Below are 17100 nucleotides of genomic sequence, written 5' to 3'. Positions count from 1 at the left end.
AACAGTATAGTTGAGTGTGAGTAAAAAGAACAACCACTTACTGTGATCATAGCAAGCAACAACGCAGACTTGTCTCTCAAATAGAATATCGTAGAAAACCAGTTCTAAATGAAAGGGATCTAGTACTTTTAAACAAGTAAAAACGATGTACTATAAACCGATCCAAAACAGCTTAATTGAGTCACTCATTCTTTTTATTAGATGAAAAAGCATATATTTATGATTGTGTCAAGGTTATAGATATGAACCAGGAATCTACTCAACCTGGAATGAGACCTGTTTACAAATAAACACAAAATAATGTAAAGTTTTACAAATATTTTACAAATTAAAATTAATGTATATCTTATAATAGAAATAGGACAAGGAGTGATAAAACAATGAATGAGGAGTTAAGAACAAAGCTGAAGGGAATCTATTTTGAACAGTTTGGTCATGAACTGTTGGTAACGGAAATGCCTTTTAAGTATTTGCAAAGTATTTTTGAAGTGGATTCACATGTGCAGCGTGAATTGGATCATAGACGACGAAATGCAATTAAGGAATATATCTTAAATACAGTACATGAAGAGACCTTCTACTTTTCGCCCTTTGTTTACTCGGCAAGGAGATGCTTAGTGAGAGAAGGAGATGGCTGGGAGATCAAGCCAGGGTCGAAATTGATGATCCTAGAAGGACAACACAGAAGCTCAGCACTAACTTCTGCACTTAGACATTTATATGTTAAAAAAGAAGCACTTGAAGAAATGCCTCAAGGAAAACAAGAAGAAATTTCCTCTATTGATCGAGCGATACAAAAGCTCGAAAACTTCACTGTTACCATGCAAATTTATTTGAATTTAACCACCCAGGACGAGAGACAGCTTTTCACCGACATTAACACCGAGCGAAAAAATGCACATAGCGGCTTGATTATGAAATATGATCAACGAGAACAATATGTCATCTTGGTAAGAAACATAGCAAATAAACTACACCATTTACTCGATATTGAAACAGAGCTTTCCCGTTTATCGGCACAAAACAGTAGCATTACTTCACTAGTAATTATGAGACGCTGCTTACTTGCCTTATTTGAAGGAATTCTTACTCATAAGGAGGGACAGCCTAAGCTTTCATATTGTAATGAGGAGGAAATGGAGCCGATCGCATATAAGTTCTTTAAAGTATGGGCTGAGCTGTTTCCGAAGCAAGGAGGTAATCGATTCCGATATGCGTGTGGGCTATCTGGTGTACAAATTGCACTAGCATTTGTGATTTATCAATTAGTTTCATCACATGGCTATACCTATTTTCAGGCAATAGATGAGCTGAAAAAACTAAAAAATGTTACCACATGGAAGCATGATGATTCTTTATTTGCCCCTTTTTATGATCAGCGTAAAAAGAGGTTAAATAACCATTCAACACAACAAACCATTATCAAACTGACGAATACATTTTTGGCGAGCTTAGCTGAGAAGGGAGAGAAAAAACTTGAATGCTAAACAAACGATTGAATATATGACTCTTCCTTATTTAGCTAAGCAATTTGAAGAAGATCATATCATTTTAAGGACTTCGATGAAGGAGCATGTTCAGGCTCTACGCAAATATATGATAAATGGGATGGATAAGAAACGAGTGTTTTTGCCGATGATTGTCGCAAATAAAACAAGCGAAGGAAAACTGCAGATCATTGACGGATCAACAAGAGTGCGAGCGATCTATTCGCTTTATCAATCTCTTCAAAACAAAGAAGATGATGAAAAACATACAAAGGCAAAAGTTTATTTTGAAAATTCATCGCTTGGCATTCAAGTATTCCATGATCTAACAGAAGAGCAATGCAATCAGTTATATATTGATTTTAATACAAGAGGAAAGAAAGTTGCCCTTTCTAAACTAATAGAGTATGACTCAAGACATTTAGATAATATCATTACAAATAGAATACTAGAGACAAATAGCCAAATGAAAGAAGCGGGAATTGAAACGGAGAAACGCGCAGTGATTAGACCAACAAATAAAAACTTCCTATCACTTTCACAATTAAGGCAGCTTGTAAATATCTTTACAACTGGAAAGCATATACTATCAAATCAAGAAAACACTCAGAAATATCTATTAAAAGAACAAGACTATGTCGAGTTGGTCAATAGCTGGATCAACGAAATCTTTTTATGGGAAAAGCCTAAAGAGATTGGAAACTACCAACATACTATGCTAGCAAGCTTTCCAGTTATGATCAGCATTGCTTATTTTGTAAACGAAGATATGATTCACAAACCACTTGAAACACGATTATCTTTTATGAAAGCAAGAATGAAGACTTTAGCAGAAATTGACTGGTCCTCACATCATGCAGATTGGCGACAATTTAAGGGATCCTATCGACATGCAGCTAATTTATATTTCTTAAGTAATGAGCCAGCAACCATTAAGCAGCTTTTGCAATGGTATAGTCGAATTGAGATTAAGGAGGTGATGTGATGGGATGGGATAAAAGGACATAGAAAAACCCTTAAGTACTAGATTCTTTGGACGAGAAAAGTACTTAAGGGCGGAAAGAAGTTGGATAGAATCCAACTATATTGGTATTATATCCAACTCCTTTTGAAAAGAAAAGATGTAACCTATTAAAAGGAGATGACAGGTCATGGAAAAGATTCAAAACAATTTGTTAGAGTTAACACAAGATACATATATTATTTATGAAAATACAATGGCAATTCTACCGATTTATACAGAAACGGCTGATCTTCATAGTCTTGTTATTGAAAGGTATCGAGTAGTTAGGGTTCCAAGAAGTCCTAAGAAGATTATTGAAGAAAGCTGTGATTATTATGGTTGCAGCATGTCCGGAAGAAAACAATCAGCTTTAACCATCTTAAAAGGCAAAAAAATGATTCCAATTCTAATTAGCCGAATGGACAGTTTATGTATGGTGCCATTATGCTCACCGGAATCTCCTAATTGCATATGGGTTGCTAATCAGCATGTATTGAAAATATCGGTAGTACAAAACAAAACCATAATTCACCTGAATAATCATAAAAAGATAAAGGTTGAACTATCAAGAATGGCCTTAGAGGCAAAACTAGGAACTGCCGCACTACTTGTGAATACATATGAGCTTCGTAAGAAAGAGATGGCTGATTTGACTAAAAAAGATATGGTGGCAGAGGAAGGGAAGGTTTATGGGTGATACACCAACCGAAAGTAGAGTGGAGGGAATGATATGAAATTGAATAAGGATGAACTTGAAAATTTAAAGTAAGTAATTAATGAAATCCTTAATCCTGTATTTGAAAGGAATAAAGAAGAAATTAAAACAATTCTATGTGAAAACGAAGATTTCAGAAAGAGAGTAGAAGATAAAGTGTCTAAAATATTGAAAAATAGAGTATGAAGCAATGATTTATTAGATGCCACAATCAAACCTCGACTTTGGAAGGGAACGACAAGTTAAAAGTGATGAGAGGAACAAGGGAACATAGTATTTTATATGTTCCTTTCCCGTATCCTTTTTCTATTAATAGGCTCTTTGATTAAATCTTGTTGGATATGTATATGAACACTATCTAGTAAACATTCCATCTATCATAATATTGACCAGATTCAATAAATGTAATTCTTTGAATATTTGTAAGTATTGCAGCAAGCTCTTTATCTTTATTATGATTTGCTAGATGTACTGTAATAGAAAACCTAAAGTTCTGATTGTCATGTAACTGATATATATATAATCCATCGCTATCAATTCATAGATATGATAGCCTCCGTATTTCTATACCTATTTTAGATGAAGTTGCAAGTTGCTGGGAATTTTTTGTTAGGTAAACTATGTTATCTGCTATTATAGTAGTGGAAGGTGAGAGATAATGAAATATGTTTACATAGTATTGAGCTTAGCTTTTATTTTGATTTTTGATTTATGGGTAGAAAATTCAGATCAAGCTAAATTATTCTATGAAAATTGGTTAAAGCCATTTATAGATGAACGTAAAATATCAATTGTCTGGTTGTTGTTACTTGGAGTAGTTTTTATCATATTATTTAGGGTTTGGTTGAATAGAAAAGATGAGGAGATTGATAACTTAAGAACAAGATTAGAATCGGAAATGGAAATTTTGGTCCATGCTAATACAGAATTAAGCAGTTATCGTCTACAAGATAACCTTTCAAAGTTGTTAGATCAATTTGTAAAAAAATACCCATATGTTATTGCTGTCCAGCTATATCACTTATCTGAACAAAACTTGAATCGCAATACTATTTTTAAAGTGAATTTTATTGAAGGAACAGTAGTAGAAAATGTTAATATAAATGCAATCCACCAGTTATACTATAAGTCGAAAAGTAAGTACATAAGAGAATTTAGAAATGCAAAAAGGATGTTAGTAAAAGAAGATAATCCTAATTTACTTTTGGATTTCGTATTAGATACATATAGTTTGTTAAGTGATAAACCTAAATCCTCCATGGATGAGGAAGATGCATTTTTATGTTCGTTAATGGTTCTAGGACTTGAAATGCTAGAGAAGGATTACCAAATAGGAGTTGAATCATTAGGAAATGGAGAGGAAAAATTTGATTCTCTGTTAAATGATTATCGGACTGGACTTTTAAGAGGTGCGTTAATGAACGATGTTTTTTATACATTTACACATACAAGGGAAAATGAAAAATTAAATAGACAATATTTGACTAGGTTAGTTAAAGTCCGAAACGAAGATACCTTATTTTTAATAGCCTTGGATGCGAGTGTCCTAGATGATGAAGGGTATGATGATATAATGGTTGATATAGGGGATGGCTTTGAATGTCTTTTAATTGATCTAGAAAATGTATATAATAGAACTATAGAGAGGGTAGGTGGTTAGAATGGGAACTAAGAAACATAAACAAAGTGAACAAACTGAAATAATGAGTCGTTTACAGAGTGCCGGTATAAAAGTGTTGCCAGGAAAAAAATCGCCTAGGGACGGAAAGTATTCTGGAATTGTTGGAAGTGAAAGAAAAAAGCGAGTGTTAAACGTATAAAGAGGCCAAAAATTCGGTCTTTTTTTATTTAGAATAACATAATTATACATTGGGAATACAATTTAAAGAGGTGTTCTAACAATGTATAATAATGAAAAGCAAGATGAAACATTTCGGCAAGAACAACAAAAAATCATAAAACGATTAGAAGATGCTGGAATTAGAGTATCTATTGGAAAGAGAGTTCCTAAAAATGGGAATTATTCAGGTGTCGTTGGAGATAAAAGAAAAGTTCTAAATGTAAATTTACCTAGTATTTACGAATATTATAAACCAAATGAACATGGATAAATAAATTTTAAATTTAAAACTAATGAGCACTTATCATCTTTAAAAGGTGGTGTGCTTATTTTTTTGTCCTTTTTGAGATTAATCTCCACCACATAGTAATAAAAGATGTATTTTGATGATGGAAAGATAAAATTCGTAAAATCCATACTAGATACAGTGTTTTAAATTAGAAGGGAATCTTTCATGAAGAGTCCTTACATTATGTTAGTGACATCCCTCCAGAAATGGAAACAGGAGAAAAGCCTGTAGATTATCTTCCTGCTGATATGATCTACGCCTATGATTTCGTAGATAACTGGGAGCATCGAATTGTGTTAGAGAAGGTGATCGACTAGAAAATAAGTAAACCACCCAGCGTGAATGAACTGCAAATGAGGTTCTCAAAAATAACCTATTATTTTGACAACCGTTACCCTGGCGGTAGAAGTTGAAAGGAGAAGTGTAAGTGCACTTCTCCTTTTATTATATGTCTATTATAAAAAAGATCATTCCATTAGAGAAGAGGGAAGCTTCAGGGATAATTTCTGTGCTCCCTCCAATAAAGATGATTAACTTTCAGCAAATTGTCAGAGATCATAGTATTAACAATCTTGTGAATCGAATTCAGAAATTTTTCGTTCAATATGGACGCCTATGACCTTTGAGTACGGATCTAATGTGTTCTTCTCCTTGTTATCTTTTCTTTGCATTTACTCTTCTTTCAGTCATACCTGTGTTTGATTTGGCATAGTAATGATTGTGTAAGGATGAAGTAATTGCTCGGAAGGTGAGATTAAATGAAGGACTATAACAATTCAAATGGATACTTAACGATCCCGCAGGCAGCCAGATGGGTTGAAGCAATGTTTATCGAAAATGGGATAACACCAAGAAACATCTATAAAAAAATTCACCATGCCATCAATCAACAAAAGTTAGAAGTAAAACCACTCAATAAACGGATGAATCAGGTAAGCAAGGACAGTCTCGAAGCCTGGTCTTTAAAACAAATCGAGCAGGAACAAGGCACTGATTTTTTCACTACATCAATCAAGCCTGCAGAAACAACTAACATGATAAGAGAAAAGGATGTTTCAGAGGAAATTGAACAGTTGAAAGAAATAGAGTTTCTGTTGAGTAATCTTGATCTTAATCATCTAAAACCTGAGGCTGCCTATCAAGCAATTAAGGTAATCAAAAGAATTGTGCATGACAGCTAAATCAACACAAAACACCAAGAGGAGGAAAACAAAATGTCAAAAGCATTTGTTGTAATGGGAGACCCAAACACCAAAAAGTCTTCTACAATACGAGCGCTAACAGGAGTACAGGTAAAGGGGCTTTGGCAAGTAGCGATGGGAGGAGGAATTTCTAAAACAGAAACAGTCCAAGTGTACATTTCCTCTTTACAAGAAGCCGCCATAAATGAAGCGAAAAGAAGCAGCATTAGACCGAATCAAACAACATATTGGAATACAAACTTTATCAAGCAACCAGAAGTTATGTCTGCAAAAACTAATAACTATTCCCTTTTGATTCCAGTGTGGATACACGGCACAAATAATCGAAATTATCATTTGCCCGATGGTGTAGACTATATTCAAACACTTCATCAACACGGATGGTCAATTGAAGGTATCTCAATCTTAAATCAAACACAAAACAGTAAAATCTACAAACAAATTACCTCCCTACCCTACATCCACCCAACTAAAGTCATCACCATTGCAGACACATTCCAAACAAAACATACAGTGAGTAGTAAGCCAGCAAATCAAATAGCAGCTTCTATCCGATCTACTTGGAGTTGGTTATGAAAGGAGAAAATAGCATGCAAGGACACCACAAAACACTGACAGTTTCTGAAGCCAACCAAAACATTCAAGCAATCGTTACAAATGAAACCATTCAGGATATTGATCCTGATATAATCGTTGAGACAATTACAGATTTATCACATATCGTTGCGAGTCTATATGAAAGATCAGAAACTCAACTCACTTTAGAATCCAAGAAAGAAATCAGTCGAATAATGAATGAAATTTATCTTAGTTATTGTAAATAAGCCTGGAAAATTGCCCGTTGCTTTTATGTATCTTACCTGTTTGAGAGGGTGATTTATATAGGTGAAGAAAGTAGTAGTACACAGAGAGAATAATTAAATAATAAAACCCTTCCTTGTAGTAGGAGGGGTTTTTCAAATGCTAGAATATTTTACTTTACATCAATAAGAATATGTGAAGGAGGTATACTTCTTTTTTTATAATACCATTATATATACCTAAGGCTACTTAGGTTACAAATATAAGCCAAACCCCTTCCTCTTAGAGCTTATTTCCTATTTACAACCATCGTTCCACAGACTAAATCATGTAACCCTTTTTTCTTACCATGAAAACCAATCATAATAAAACCTATAAAGAATAAGACTCCTGAGATTAGGTAAGCGAAATATCTTCCGAGTGCATGAAGAAATGAAATTCTTTTTCCTTTTTCATCAACAACAATTGCTCCGATTGCTGCTTTGCCAATCGTTGCTTGCATAGGAGAAGAAGATAAGCCACTGTAATATAAAAGACTCACAGCAAGATGGACAGCGAAATTATCAGTAATAAAATACAATAATGATAGAATGATGCTATCAATAAAAAGGGCAAAAAATCTCCTCCAAAAGCCTACATATTCATATGATTTTGTACTTGAAGGTGAGTAATGGACATTATTAATTGAGACATAGTTTACCGCATTGACTTGTGTTGGTTTACCAACTTCATTCCGTTTTGAAACAACAACATCGTCTTTGTCATATTTGCTTTCTTCATATTGCTTTAACCAATTATCCAACCGTGGATTTTCAGACATTTATTTAACATCTTCCCTTCTAATGCCAAGGGGACAGCCCCCGACTCACTTATTTTAATGTTTTCAGCTTAACCACACCCAAGTTAATCCTTGGGATATTTATAGAAACCAGATTATATACTTTATTAATCAAAGAAATTTATTAACATCCTATTCTTATTTAGCAATAAGACGGCGAAAAATATAAGCTGATAAATCTGAGTTGTAAACTAATAGATATTAATAGTTAGTAGAAATAAATCTTGTTAGTATCCCCAATGTCTGTCCTTTAAAGAAATCTGGCACCGATTGTCCATGAGGATCAGCGTAATAATAAGCACCTATCTCTTCATTAAAAGAATAACCAAGCTTTTTTAATGACTCTTGTAATTCAATTGGAAGTTCCTCTAATCCAGTTTGTTTCTTAAAATAATCTGTAGGATAAATCTTCACGTCAACATCATCATTACTCGTATGCACCACAAACAAATCTTCACTCGACTGATTAATCCATTGTCCCTTCGACAATAACCCTATGCCCGAATTCTCTAATGTAGAAATACCATCTAAATTCGTGCCAAATATTAAATTAATGGCAACCCTTATCTCACTCGGAGCTAACTCATAATGATAAGATTCCAAATACAAGTCCATAATTTCTGATTTAGAGAGGTTGCTAATATAGGAATCTATATCATCCACATCCACTATATGTTTTATGCTATTTGTGATCTGATCAGGATAAACACTCTGTTTTGTGCCAGCTCCTAAGTCAGAAATCGCATCAAGGTCAATTTTATAAATTTGATAAACGATTTCTCTGACCCTAGAACCTGTTAAATCCTTTGGAAAGCTTCTCATATATGTATCCATAGCAGCTACTTTCGACATATTCTCGATCTGTCTGTTATTTCAGTAGGTGTTAATTTTCGGTGCTTTTCTTTTCTGAGTGTTAAACTTATCCCTTTGATTATTACTGCTGGATACTTCGTCATCTCAATATTAGTAAGTTGTGGTTTTTTAGAAATTGCTGCTTCACTGATAGTTGGTGTTACGAGAAGTGAGGATGTAACTAGTAATAAGGTAGAAGCTTTTAGTAGAGAACTTCTTAGCTTTGTTGATTTCATAAATAACCTCCTAATAAAGGATATTTTGATCAATCGTATAGAAATGTTTTCCAAAATTAATTTTATAGGAAGGATTAGTCAAAATCTATCATTTTTCGAGGTGCGAGATAAATATACTCAATTTTTTGCCAATTATTAGCACTAGGTGAAATAGCACAGCGAATACCTAGTAAAATTTTATCGAAAATTGTAAAATACTGTTATAGAAATAAATGATAGATAAGAAGAGGATACTTGATTATGAAGTGTAGCTGTTGCAAAAGTTTTGATAGTATGGCGAAATACATGTATGTAGATAAAAATAATAACTTCTTCACTGAAGGTCAGTTAACAGCTTTTAAGGTTCTTCACCCGGAAGATCAGAAGGCAAGCTTTAAAAGAATGGTCGTTTGTGGGATGTGCTATGAAACCGTTAGTAATCAATCAACCAAAATGCCACAAGTACGAAACACTTCCCCTAGACCTTCGTCTAAAAATAAAAAAGATCCTAGAAAGATAAAAAATCATTATATTTGTCCTTTTTGCCATACCGCAAATGAGCCCCTTCGCAATACCTGTAAAAAGTGTTCGCGCATTCTATTCAGCACAGAATATGAAACGAAGAGAGTTCCTACTAGTACACTAAGTAGAAAAAGAACTATCATGTTCCCAAAGGGCATCATCATTATGATTGGGATCGTCCTTATAGCTATCTATATTTTAAACAAGAACGACACGAACCTAACAAACCTACTACAAAGTGCAAAAGAAAAAGCTACCTTTGAAAGCACAACTTCAACATCAAAACAAATCAGTACATACGAATGGCCAGACGGATCTAAATATACAGGTGAATTTAAAAATGGACAGCCTCATGGTAAAGGAACCTTAGAATGGGTGAATGGAGATACTTATATAGGAGAATTTCTAAATGGTCAGTTAACAGGTCGCGGTAAGTTAGTGTTTGCGAATGGAGCTATCTATGAAGGGAACCTTTTGGATGGAAAGCCACATGGTGAAGGAACCATGAGATATGCAGATGGGTCTACTTATTCAGGTATGTGGGTGAATGGGGAGCTGGAATAGGGGATCAAAGGTTAAAAAAGCCAAGGGGACAGGTCCCTTGGCTTCTTCGTGCGGAATTTCCTTGATTGAAAGATCAATTTAGTCCAAAATTCAAGTATCTCAGATCATTCAAGACTATTTATACAACTCAGCGACGCTCCTAATTGTTTAGAATGCGAACCCCATCAACTACTCATTCTCTCAATCAACGTTGGATCCAACTTAATCTGTACAGACTCTGATGAAACCTCATTCTCCATCCTGTCTAACAGGATATCAATGGTTGTTTTCACCATCTCTTCAATCGGCTGATGAATACTGGAAATACCCATAATTTTAGCAAGGTACGTATCGTCAAATCCGATCACACTAATATCCTCAGGTACCTTTATATTTCTTTCTCTAGCAGCTTTCATAAATTCTAGTGCCATAATGTCATTTGATGTAAAAAGACAGGTGAAATCAAGGGATTCAACTCTGTTTAAATAATCTTCGATGTCACGTCTCATTAAGAAATTGTTTGTTGATGTTTCTTCAAGCTGAATGTAATTTTTTTGGTCGAAGCTGAATCCGTTTTCATATAGAGCACTTTTGTAGCCGAGGAATTTATCATCATCAGGGGTGGTTCCGACATATCCAAAGGTTTTATGTCCAGCGTGAATGAATTTTTCACCAACAATTTTACCTGCTTTCATGTGATCAAGTCCTATACTATCAAGTGGTTTGTGGTTTTGTGTCATGACGATTGTCGGAATGGCGAGCTTACTAATTCGCTGGATGTTATATTCACCAGTCGGGACAAGAATTATTCCGTCAACCTGACGAGCGATAAAGTTTTGGATGCTTTCCCATTCTGTGATGGGATTATGCCTGGAATTGTGCAGTAAAATGCTGTATCCGATTTTTCGAGCTTCTGATTCGAGTGCATCAACTAACTCGACGAAATATGGATTATAGGTTTCTGTTAAACATACTCCGATAATATTTGATTGACTCTTTTTTAGTGTTTGGGCCGCTTTGTTTGGCACATAACCTACTTCTTCTATAACTGAAAGCACCCGTTTCATGGCGTCTTCATTTACTCCTGTATTACCGTTTATCACTCTTGATACAGTTGATTGGGAAACGTTTGCAAGTTTAGCGATTTCTTTCATTGTTAACTTATTCATAAGGTTCCTCCGTCTTGAATACGTATTCTGATATATGAATAGAATGAAGTCATTCATTTGCTTTTTGAGTATAATATATTGTTATTATACCATATAAAAATCAAGTGTAAGAGATATCAGCTTATAACATAGAGATCACTGAAAACGCTTTAAATTACGTATTGACTTTTATATACACCTAGCGTAACATGAAAACCAGGAAACGTGAATACGTTTTCACCGAATATTCAGACTGGGGGGTCTATGAAAGTATGAAAAAGCTATTTTTGTATGTTTCTATGTTGGTTTTATCTTTCTCGTTAGTTGCGTGTAGTTCAAGTGAAACAGGTGGTAGTGATGAGAATATTGTGATTTGGACACAGGCTGCTGCTGATCATCCTGAGGGAAAAATGTTTGCTGAACGAGTAAAACAGTACAACGAGGAGCATCCTGACAAGCCTCAAGTTGAAATTCAAAACATTACACGTGCGGGGGCAGGATCTGGTTATATTGATAAGCTGAATGCAGCCATTACAGCGAATGATATGCCTGATATTTTTACATTAGATGGTCCTGATATTGCTGCGTACGTAGATTCTGGACTTCTTGGTGAATTAGACGATTATATGAGCGATGGGTTTAAAGAAGGATTTACTGAATCAATCATTGCTCAAGGTACAGTTGACGGAAAGTTTTACGGAATGGGTTATTCAGATTCAGGGGTAGCGATTATGTATAACGAAGATATGATGAATGCATTGCCTGAAGATATAAAAGAATTAGTACCTGCAGCTGATGAGGATTGGACATGGGACCAATTCACGGAACTTGCTAGAAAGGTAGATGATTTTGCAAAAAGTTCAGATGATCCTGCCTTTAAAGAGTATGAAAGTGCAGTAAGCTTGTTATTGCCAGATATTACAGCAGGTGCATATGAAACAGGAACGTATTACTTTACACCAGTGCTTTGGGGCAACGATACAAACATTGTTGATGAAGACGGTGTGACAGTCGATGGTGTTTTAAACAGTGAGAAAAGTGTTGAAGCTTTAACGAAATTTGCCAAGTTATTTGAGGAACCACAGCTTGCAAGTGCATCTGAATCAGAAAAAGCCTTTCATTCTGGGAAAACAGCTTTATCTGTAAGTGGTTTCTGGTATGTTAGTGAATTAACAAGTAACTATCCTAATCTAAAATTTAAAACAGTTCGTTATCCTAAGATGAATGAGGGCTATGATGGCTTATACACTCCATCAGGAAGCTGGGCATTTGTGAGAAACGGGCAAGAGGAAGATGAAGAACGTATTAAGCAGGTTGTTGAAGTGATGGAATGGCTAAACAATGATGAAGCATCAGAGGAATATTATCACGCAAATGGATCGATCCCTACTCGTGTAAATTCTATTGATGTCATTGATACGAATACTGACAATCCTTATCATAATGAAGCTTGGTCGGTGTTGAAATATCAAGTTGAAAATACAAATAAATCTCGTCCTGTTTCACCAGGATATCCATACTTATCTGAAACATTTGCCAAAGATGTTATTTTAAAAATCGGTCAAAATAAAACAACAGACTCAGCAACAATTAAAGAATACTTAGATGAAGCAGTGAAAAAGATTGATATAGAGTTTGAGAAATATAAAAAATAACTAGCTGGAAATGAGGTGAGGTGCTGACCTCGCCTCTTCCATACCATAAAGACCTTGGTAAAGGACCAAGCGAAAAAGGGTGTGATGTGATGAAACCAGTAAAAAATTTCGTGAAGATAAGAAATACAACAGAGCACTATCGAAATAGTGAGCATTACAAAAAGGGTGAAGTAGTTTCAGCATTTGGTTTTCTGACTCCTGCAATGGTACTTGCCATTTTATTTATTGTTTTACCTATCATTCTAGCTTTTACGTATGGATTTACAGATTACTATTTATTAAAACCTAATGATAAGCAATTTATTGGCTTGGAAAACTTTAAACGAATGCTAACAGATGAAGTGTTAATTCAAAGCTTTTTAAACACGATTAAATTTGTGGTGTTTGTTGTTCCACTTCAGCTTGCTATGGCGCTTGGCCTAGCATTAATCATTAATAGAAAAGTGAAGGGCGTAGGCTTTTTTCGAACAGCGTACTTTTCACCAGCTGTGTTGTCCCTCGTTGTTATTTCCATTCTTTGGACGGTCATGTTAAACCCAACCTCTGGATTAATCAATGAAATTTTGGTGAATATAGGAATTCCGAAGCAACCCTTTTTATCAAGCGCAGATCAAGCGATGTATACCATTGTGGTGATTTCCGCATGGTCAGGTTGTGGATATCAAATGATGATCTTCTTGGCAGGATTAAAAAATATTGATGGAAGCTTATATGAAGCAGCTGACATTGATGGGGCAAATGCGTTTCAGAAGTTTTTATATATTACCATTCCTTCATTAAAACCCATATTAATGTTTTTAGTCATAACAACAACGATTCAAGCCTTCAAGCTAATTGTCCAACCGATGGTCATGACCGGTGGTGGACCAGATTATTCAACAATGACCATTCTTCAATATATCTATGAATATGGATTTAGACATAGAAACATCGGATATGCCAGTGCTGTTACTCTTGTGTTTACAATTTTCCTAGTATTTGTTTCGATGGTGATTAAAAAATTATTTAGAGAGGAGCGGGCAGCATGAAGATCATCAAAAAACTATTATTTTATATCCTAGCAACCTTAATTGCCCTGCAATTCTTAATTCCTCTGCTATGGATGGTGCTATCATCCTTCAAAATTGACGAAGTGATTTACAGAGATATTGGATCAATTTATGCGATCTTGCCAAGGTTTTCTGATCTATCGTTAAAATCTTATACAGAATTACTAGGATTTTATAATATCTTTAAAAACGTTGGAAATAGTTTAATCTACGCGTCCTTAACAGTCGTGTTTGGATTAACAATTAATTCCTTAGCTGGATATGCTCTAGCACGATTTGTCTTTCCGTTTAAAGATTGGATTTTGATTTTTATTATTGCGCTGATGATTGTTCCGATTGAAGCAACCATTCTTCCGTTGTTTTTAGTTGTTAATGAAATGGGATTAATCAACAGTGTTCCAGGATATTTATTGCCATTTATCGTGAATGTGATGAACATCTTCCTATTTAGACAGCACTTTTTATCTTTCCCTGGTGAGTTGATTGAATCTGGAAAAATTGATGGATTAAGTGAGATTGGCTGCTTTTTCCGAATTGTGATTCCTTCAAGCTTAAACATGTATATCACCGTAGGAATACTAACCTTCTTAGCATCTTGGAATGATTTCTTATGGCCGGTTATGGCTCTATCAAATGCAGACTTAATGCCAATTCAAGTGGCGTTAAATGCAATTTTCAGTGATACGTACAATATTTACACAAGTCATATCATGGCTGCGTTAACGATCGTGACGATCCCGATTGTTGTTTTATATATCATTTTCCAAAAGTATATTGTGGAAGGCTCAATGCAGAGTGGAATTAAATAAGCGAGGTGCAAAATGAATAAATTACAAAAAGCAAACGAATATATTCAACAAAACAAAAACAACGTAAATAACCGTCCAATCTATCATTTTTCACCTGAAATTGGATGGATGAACGACCCGAATGGCTTTACTTTTTATCAAGGAAAATACCATTTGTTTTACCAATACTACCCTTACGATATTGTCTGGAGTGATATGCATTGGGGGCATGCCGTAACTGAGAATTTCATTGACTGGGAATACCTCCCTGTGGCAATGGCAAATGACAAAGCCTATGATGCGAATGGCTGTTTCTCAGGAAGTGCGATTGAAAAGGATGGAAAGCTATATGTCATGTACACGGGTCATGTTGATCCGAACTTAGGCTTTGACAAAGTAGAATCTGAGATTGCGGAACGCCAGTGTATTGCATCATCTGAAGATGGAATTACTTTTGAAAAACATAAGCTAAACCCTGTAATCGGTGAAAAACAGTTACCAGAAGGCTATTTAATATGTGACTTTAGAGATCCTAAGGTTATTGAGGTTAATGGTGTGTATTATTGTGTATTATCTGTTAGAAATGCTCAGAGGCGTGGCGAGATTATTATGTTTAAGTCTCTGGATTTAGTTCAATGGACCTATCATTCATCAATCTTTCAATCTACCTTCGAAGAAAATAAATTATTAGAATGCCCAGATTTGTTTAAAGTTGATGAAAAAGATGTTCTTTTATTCTCTGAAATGCCATGTGATCCTGAATATACAAAGGATGTTCCAAATACAACAGCATATCTGATTGGCAAGATGGATTTTGAAAGAGGGAAATTCACTCCGGACGATAAGGGCTTACTAGATTATGGTCAAACCTTCTACGCGCCCCAATCAACAGAGGGGAAGGATGGAGAACGTTTGTTAATTGGATGGATGCACAGGTGGAACCAAACAAATCCACCGAAAGAATATGGATTTAATGGAATGATGTCATTACCGAGGAAATTAAACGTAATCAACGAACGGCTTGTTCAACAACCGTTTATTGATACACAGAACTATTTTTCTCCATCTGTTATTGGTGAGATTGTTCAGTTGACTGAAGGAGAAGAAATGCATATTGAAGGGAAAACAACCGGCTTTTTGGAAGTGGTTGTGCCTAAAACTAGTGGCGAATTCACCATTAAGCTGAATAAGGAAGGGGAAAAGTCAACAAATATCAAAGTAGATGTTGAAAACAATGTATTACTCTTATCTTCAGATTATGGTGATGAAGGTAACATCAAGGTGGAGGACCTATCGACAAACAGCGATGAAAATATCAAGCTATCTCTCTACATTGACTTACATTCTATTGAGCTATTTATCAACTCGGGTGAAAAAGTAGTCAGTTTCACGGCTTATGACCGGGATAAAGGAAAGGATATTATGTTGGTTGGTGGAGAGAAGGCGGAGTTGAAGAGGATTGTTTATGGAGGAAGGTAGGCTAGGACTAAGGTGAAGTATGCAGACTTGAAAAAAGAAAAGTGTTAGCGCACTTTTCTTTTTTGTGTACATGAATAAAGAAGGTTTTGAACTGCTAGGATTATTAAGTTTTTAACAAATTTCATCTATCCGTTTTAAGCGATCAATTTATATAAAAGAATGAACCATCACTAAAAATTTTATCACCACAATCGTACATACACCGACTTCAGTTTCTTTTATCAGTCCAGGACCACATGTTGGGCAAGTATGAGTATTGCTCTTAGAATGATTACATCACACTCTTAGTTGTATGGTTTGAATATATTCCAATATACTTAATGACAACCTTTACATTTACTGCATCAACCTTGAAGGGTTCCTCACATATAACCATTAGTTTTCTACACAAAATATAGGTTTTTTCTCCTCACAGGGGCTACTCAAAATTTGTCGAAGATTGATAGTTATTACACTAGGTAGATTATGGTAATATAAGGTTGCAACTGAATATTGTGAGGGTGGTTGGTTGTTGGTCTTCTTTCCTTTAGAGGAAAGGGGGTGATAACCATGGAAACATTTCTTGAAGTTCTACGGGAAGTTTTGAAGGGAATTGTACGGGAAATTAGTGCATATTTCTTTCGAAAGAACGTTTTAGAAAACAAGAAAACCACCCCGCGCCTGAACTGCACCCC

General features: G+C 35.1%; 19 protein-coding genes. 15 read left to right on the top strand and 4 right to left on the bottom strand.

The genetic code is table 11. The annotated features are described in order from the left end of the window. Positions 1 to 380 precede the first annotated feature (380 nt). From LPC09_RS23650 to LPC09_RS23605, 10 genes are all read left to right on the top strand, one after another. Entirely contained in the window at positions 381 to 1487 is a 1107-nt protein-coding gene (locus LPC09_RS23650; RefSeq protein ID WP_231308571.1) for a DNA sulfur modification protein DndB, read from the top strand. Further along, positions 1477 to 2472, top strand: coding sequence for a DNA sulfur modification protein DndB (locus LPC09_RS23645; RefSeq protein WP_231308570.1), 996 nt, complete (start codon positions 1477 to 1479; stop codon positions 2470 to 2472). The genes LPC09_RS23650 and LPC09_RS23645 overlap by 11 nt, the downstream gene beginning before the upstream one ends. A 166-nt stretch (positions 2473 to 2638) precedes the next feature. Then, positions 2639 to 3187 carry a competence protein ComK gene (locus LPC09_RS23640; protein ID WP_231308569.1) on the top strand — a complete coding sequence of 183 codons (549 nt, stop codon included), beginning with the start codon at positions 2639 to 2641 and terminating at the stop codon, positions 3185 to 3187. 676 nt (positions 3188 to 3863) lie between these two features. Continuing rightward, positions 3864 to 4865 carry a hypothetical protein gene (locus tag LPC09_RS23635; RefSeq protein ID WP_231308568.1) on the top strand — a complete coding sequence of 334 codons (1002 nt, stop codon included), beginning with the start codon at positions 3864 to 3866 and terminating at the stop codon, positions 4863 to 4865. A 1-nt stretch (position 4866) separates the two neighbouring features. Beyond that, positions 4867 to 5025, top strand: coding sequence for a hypothetical protein (locus LPC09_RS23630; RefSeq protein WP_231308567.1), 159 nt, complete (start codon positions 4867 to 4869; stop codon positions 5023 to 5025). An 81-nt stretch (positions 5026 to 5106) separates the two neighbouring features. Further along, positions 5107 to 5316 (top strand): hypothetical protein, encoded by a 210-nt coding sequence (locus LPC09_RS23625; RefSeq protein ID WP_098795658.1) that lies wholly within the window; start codon positions 5107 to 5109, stop codon positions 5314 to 5316. Between the two features lie 224 nt (positions 5317 to 5540). Then, positions 5541 to 5651, top strand: coding sequence for a plasmid pRiA4b ORF-3 family protein (locus LPC09_RS23620; protein ID WP_141549649.1), 111 nt, complete (start codon positions 5541 to 5543; stop codon positions 5649 to 5651). Between the two features lie 441 nt (positions 5652 to 6092). After that, a complete protein-coding gene (locus LPC09_RS23615; protein WP_098795655.1) occupies positions 6093 to 6515 on the top strand; it encodes a hypothetical protein in 423 nt (140 codons plus the stop codon). 33 nt (positions 6516 to 6548) lie between these two features. Continuing rightward, complete coding sequence (locus LPC09_RS23610) at positions 6549 to 7112, top strand: hypothetical protein (RefSeq protein ID WP_098795654.1); 564 nt, start codon at positions 6549 to 6551, stop codon at positions 7110 to 7112. Then, positions 7109 to 7360: a hypothetical protein gene (locus LPC09_RS23605; RefSeq protein WP_098795653.1), complete on the top strand. Its 252-nt coding sequence runs from the start codon at positions 7109 to 7111 to the stop codon at positions 7358 to 7360. The genes LPC09_RS23610 and LPC09_RS23605 overlap by 4 nt, the downstream gene beginning before the upstream one ends. Before the next feature lie 266 nt (positions 7361 to 7626). Here the strand turns inward: LPC09_RS23605 and LPC09_RS23600 are convergent, their stop codons facing one another. The 3 genes from LPC09_RS23600 to LPC09_RS23590 form a co-directional block, all read right to left on the bottom strand. After that, entirely contained in the window at positions 7627 to 8157 is a 531-nt protein-coding gene (locus LPC09_RS23600) for an RDD family protein (RefSeq protein ID WP_098795652.1), read from the bottom strand. 219 nt (positions 8158 to 8376) lie between these two features. Further along, on the bottom strand, positions 8377 to 9009 hold the full coding sequence (locus tag LPC09_RS23595; RefSeq protein ID WP_141549647.1) for a hypothetical protein: 633 nt from the start codon (positions 9007 to 9009) through the stop codon (positions 8377 to 8379). A gap of 5 nt (positions 9010 to 9014) precedes the next feature. Continuing rightward, complete coding sequence (locus tag LPC09_RS23590) at positions 9015 to 9263, bottom strand: hypothetical protein (protein WP_098795650.1); 249 nt, start codon at positions 9261 to 9263, stop codon at positions 9015 to 9017. 273 nt (positions 9264 to 9536) lie between these two features. On the opposite strand from LPC09_RS23590, the gene LPC09_RS23585 reads away from it, so the two are divergent. Continuing rightward, a complete protein-coding gene (locus LPC09_RS23585) occupies positions 9537 to 10328 on the top strand; it encodes an MORN repeat-containing protein (RefSeq protein ID WP_218012729.1) in 792 nt (263 codons plus the stop codon). Between the two features lie 164 nt (positions 10329 to 10492). Here LPC09_RS23585 and LPC09_RS23580 read toward each other — a convergent pair whose 3' ends face one another. Beyond that, the gene (locus LPC09_RS23580) at positions 10493 to 11476 is read right to left on the bottom strand and encodes a LacI family DNA-binding transcriptional regulator (protein WP_176550979.1); all 984 of its coding nucleotides are present in this window, start codon (positions 11474 to 11476) and stop codon (positions 10493 to 10495) included. A 251-nt stretch (positions 11477 to 11727) separates the two neighbouring features. Here LPC09_RS23580 and LPC09_RS23575 point away from each other — a divergent pair, with 251 nt between their 5' ends. The 4 genes from LPC09_RS23575 to LPC09_RS23560 all read left to right on the top strand — a co-directional run bounded on the left by LPC09_RS23575 (position 11728) and on the right by LPC09_RS23560 (position 16426). Continuing rightward, positions 11728 to 13110: an ABC transporter substrate-binding protein gene (locus LPC09_RS23575; RefSeq protein WP_231308566.1), complete on the top strand. Its 1383-nt coding sequence runs from the start codon at positions 11728 to 11730 to the stop codon at positions 13108 to 13110. Between the two features lie 89 nt (positions 13111 to 13199). Beyond that, positions 13200 to 14138, top strand: a complete 939-nt coding sequence (locus tag LPC09_RS23570; protein ID WP_098795646.1) for a carbohydrate ABC transporter permease — start codon at positions 13200 to 13202, stop codon at positions 14136 to 14138. Further along, positions 14135 to 14968: a carbohydrate ABC transporter permease gene (locus LPC09_RS23565; protein ID WP_098795645.1), complete on the top strand. Its 834-nt coding sequence runs from the start codon at positions 14135 to 14137 to the stop codon at positions 14966 to 14968. The genes LPC09_RS23570 and LPC09_RS23565 overlap by 4 nt, the downstream gene beginning before the upstream one ends. Before the next feature lie 12 nt (positions 14969 to 14980). After that, positions 14981 to 16426, top strand: a complete 1446-nt coding sequence (locus LPC09_RS23560; protein WP_231308565.1) for a glycoside hydrolase family 32 protein — start codon at positions 14981 to 14983, stop codon at positions 16424 to 16426. Positions 16427 to 17100: the final 674 nt, after the last annotated feature.

This window comes from Metabacillus sp. B2-18 (assembly GCF_021117275.1).
Classification (GTDB): Bacteria; Bacillota; Bacilli; order Bacillales; family Bacillaceae; genus Metabacillus.
Note: the sequence above shows the minus strand (reverse complement) of the source record. Positions and strands in the feature narration are given on the sequence as shown.

What these genes read in the sequence shown, in the direction of transcription:
- LPC09_RS23585 (WP_218012729.1), top strand. Translation starts at nt 9,537, where the DNA reads ATGGCGAAATACATGTATGTAGATAAAAATAATAACTTCTTCACTGAA.
- LPC09_RS23595 (WP_141549647.1), bottom strand. Translation starts at nt 9,009, where the DNA reads ATGGATACATATATGAGAAGCTTTCCAAAGGATTTAACAGGTTCTAGG.
- LPC09_RS23560 (WP_231308565.1), top strand. Translation starts at nt 14,981, where the DNA reads ATGAATAAATTACAAAAAGCAAACGAATATATTCAACAAAACAAAAAC.
- LPC09_RS23590 (WP_098795650.1), bottom strand. Translation starts at nt 9,263, where the DNA reads ATGAAATCAACAAAGCTAAGAAGTTCTCTACTAAAAGCTTCTACCTTA.
- LPC09_RS23620 (WP_141549649.1), top strand. Translation starts at nt 5,541, where the DNA reads ATGGAAACAGGAGAAAAGCCTGTAGATTATCTTCCTGCTGATATGATC.
- LPC09_RS23615 (WP_098795655.1), top strand. Translation starts at nt 6,093, where the DNA reads ATGAAGGACTATAACAATTCAAATGGATACTTAACGATCCCGCAGGCA.
- LPC09_RS23625 (WP_098795658.1), top strand. Translation starts at nt 5,107, where the DNA reads ATGTATAATAATGAAAAGCAAGATGAAACATTTCGGCAAGAACAACAA.
- LPC09_RS23635 (WP_231308568.1), top strand. Translation starts at nt 3,864, where the DNA reads ATGAAATATGTTTACATAGTATTGAGCTTAGCTTTTATTTTGATTTTT.
- LPC09_RS23600 (WP_098795652.1), bottom strand. Translation starts at nt 8,157, where the DNA reads ATGTCTGAAAATCCACGGTTGGATAATTGGTTAAAGCAATATGAAGAA.
- LPC09_RS23650 (WP_231308571.1), top strand. Translation starts at nt 381, where the DNA reads ATGAATGAGGAGTTAAGAACAAAGCTGAAGGGAATCTATTTTGAACAG.
- LPC09_RS23575 (WP_231308566.1), top strand. Translation starts at nt 11,728, where the DNA reads ATGAAAAAGCTATTTTTGTATGTTTCTATGTTGGTTTTATCTTTCTCG.
- LPC09_RS23610 (WP_098795654.1), top strand. Translation starts at nt 6,549, where the DNA reads ATGTCAAAAGCATTTGTTGTAATGGGAGACCCAAACACCAAAAAGTCT.
- LPC09_RS23580 (WP_176550979.1), bottom strand. Translation starts at nt 11,476, where the DNA reads ATGAATAAGTTAACAATGAAAGAAATCGCTAAACTTGCAAACGTTTCC.
- LPC09_RS23605 (WP_098795653.1), top strand. Translation starts at nt 7,109, where the DNA reads ATGAAAGGAGAAAATAGCATGCAAGGACACCACAAAACACTGACAGTT.
- LPC09_RS23630 (WP_231308567.1), top strand. Translation starts at nt 4,867, where the DNA reads ATGGGAACTAAGAAACATAAACAAAGTGAACAAACTGAAATAATGAGT.
- LPC09_RS23570 (WP_098795646.1), top strand. Translation starts at nt 13,200, where the DNA reads ATGAAACCAGTAAAAAATTTCGTGAAGATAAGAAATACAACAGAGCAC.
- LPC09_RS23640 (WP_231308569.1), top strand. Translation starts at nt 2,639, where the DNA reads ATGGAAAAGATTCAAAACAATTTGTTAGAGTTAACACAAGATACATAT.
- LPC09_RS23565 (WP_098795645.1), top strand. Translation starts at nt 14,135, where the DNA reads ATGAAGATCATCAAAAAACTATTATTTTATATCCTAGCAACCTTAATT.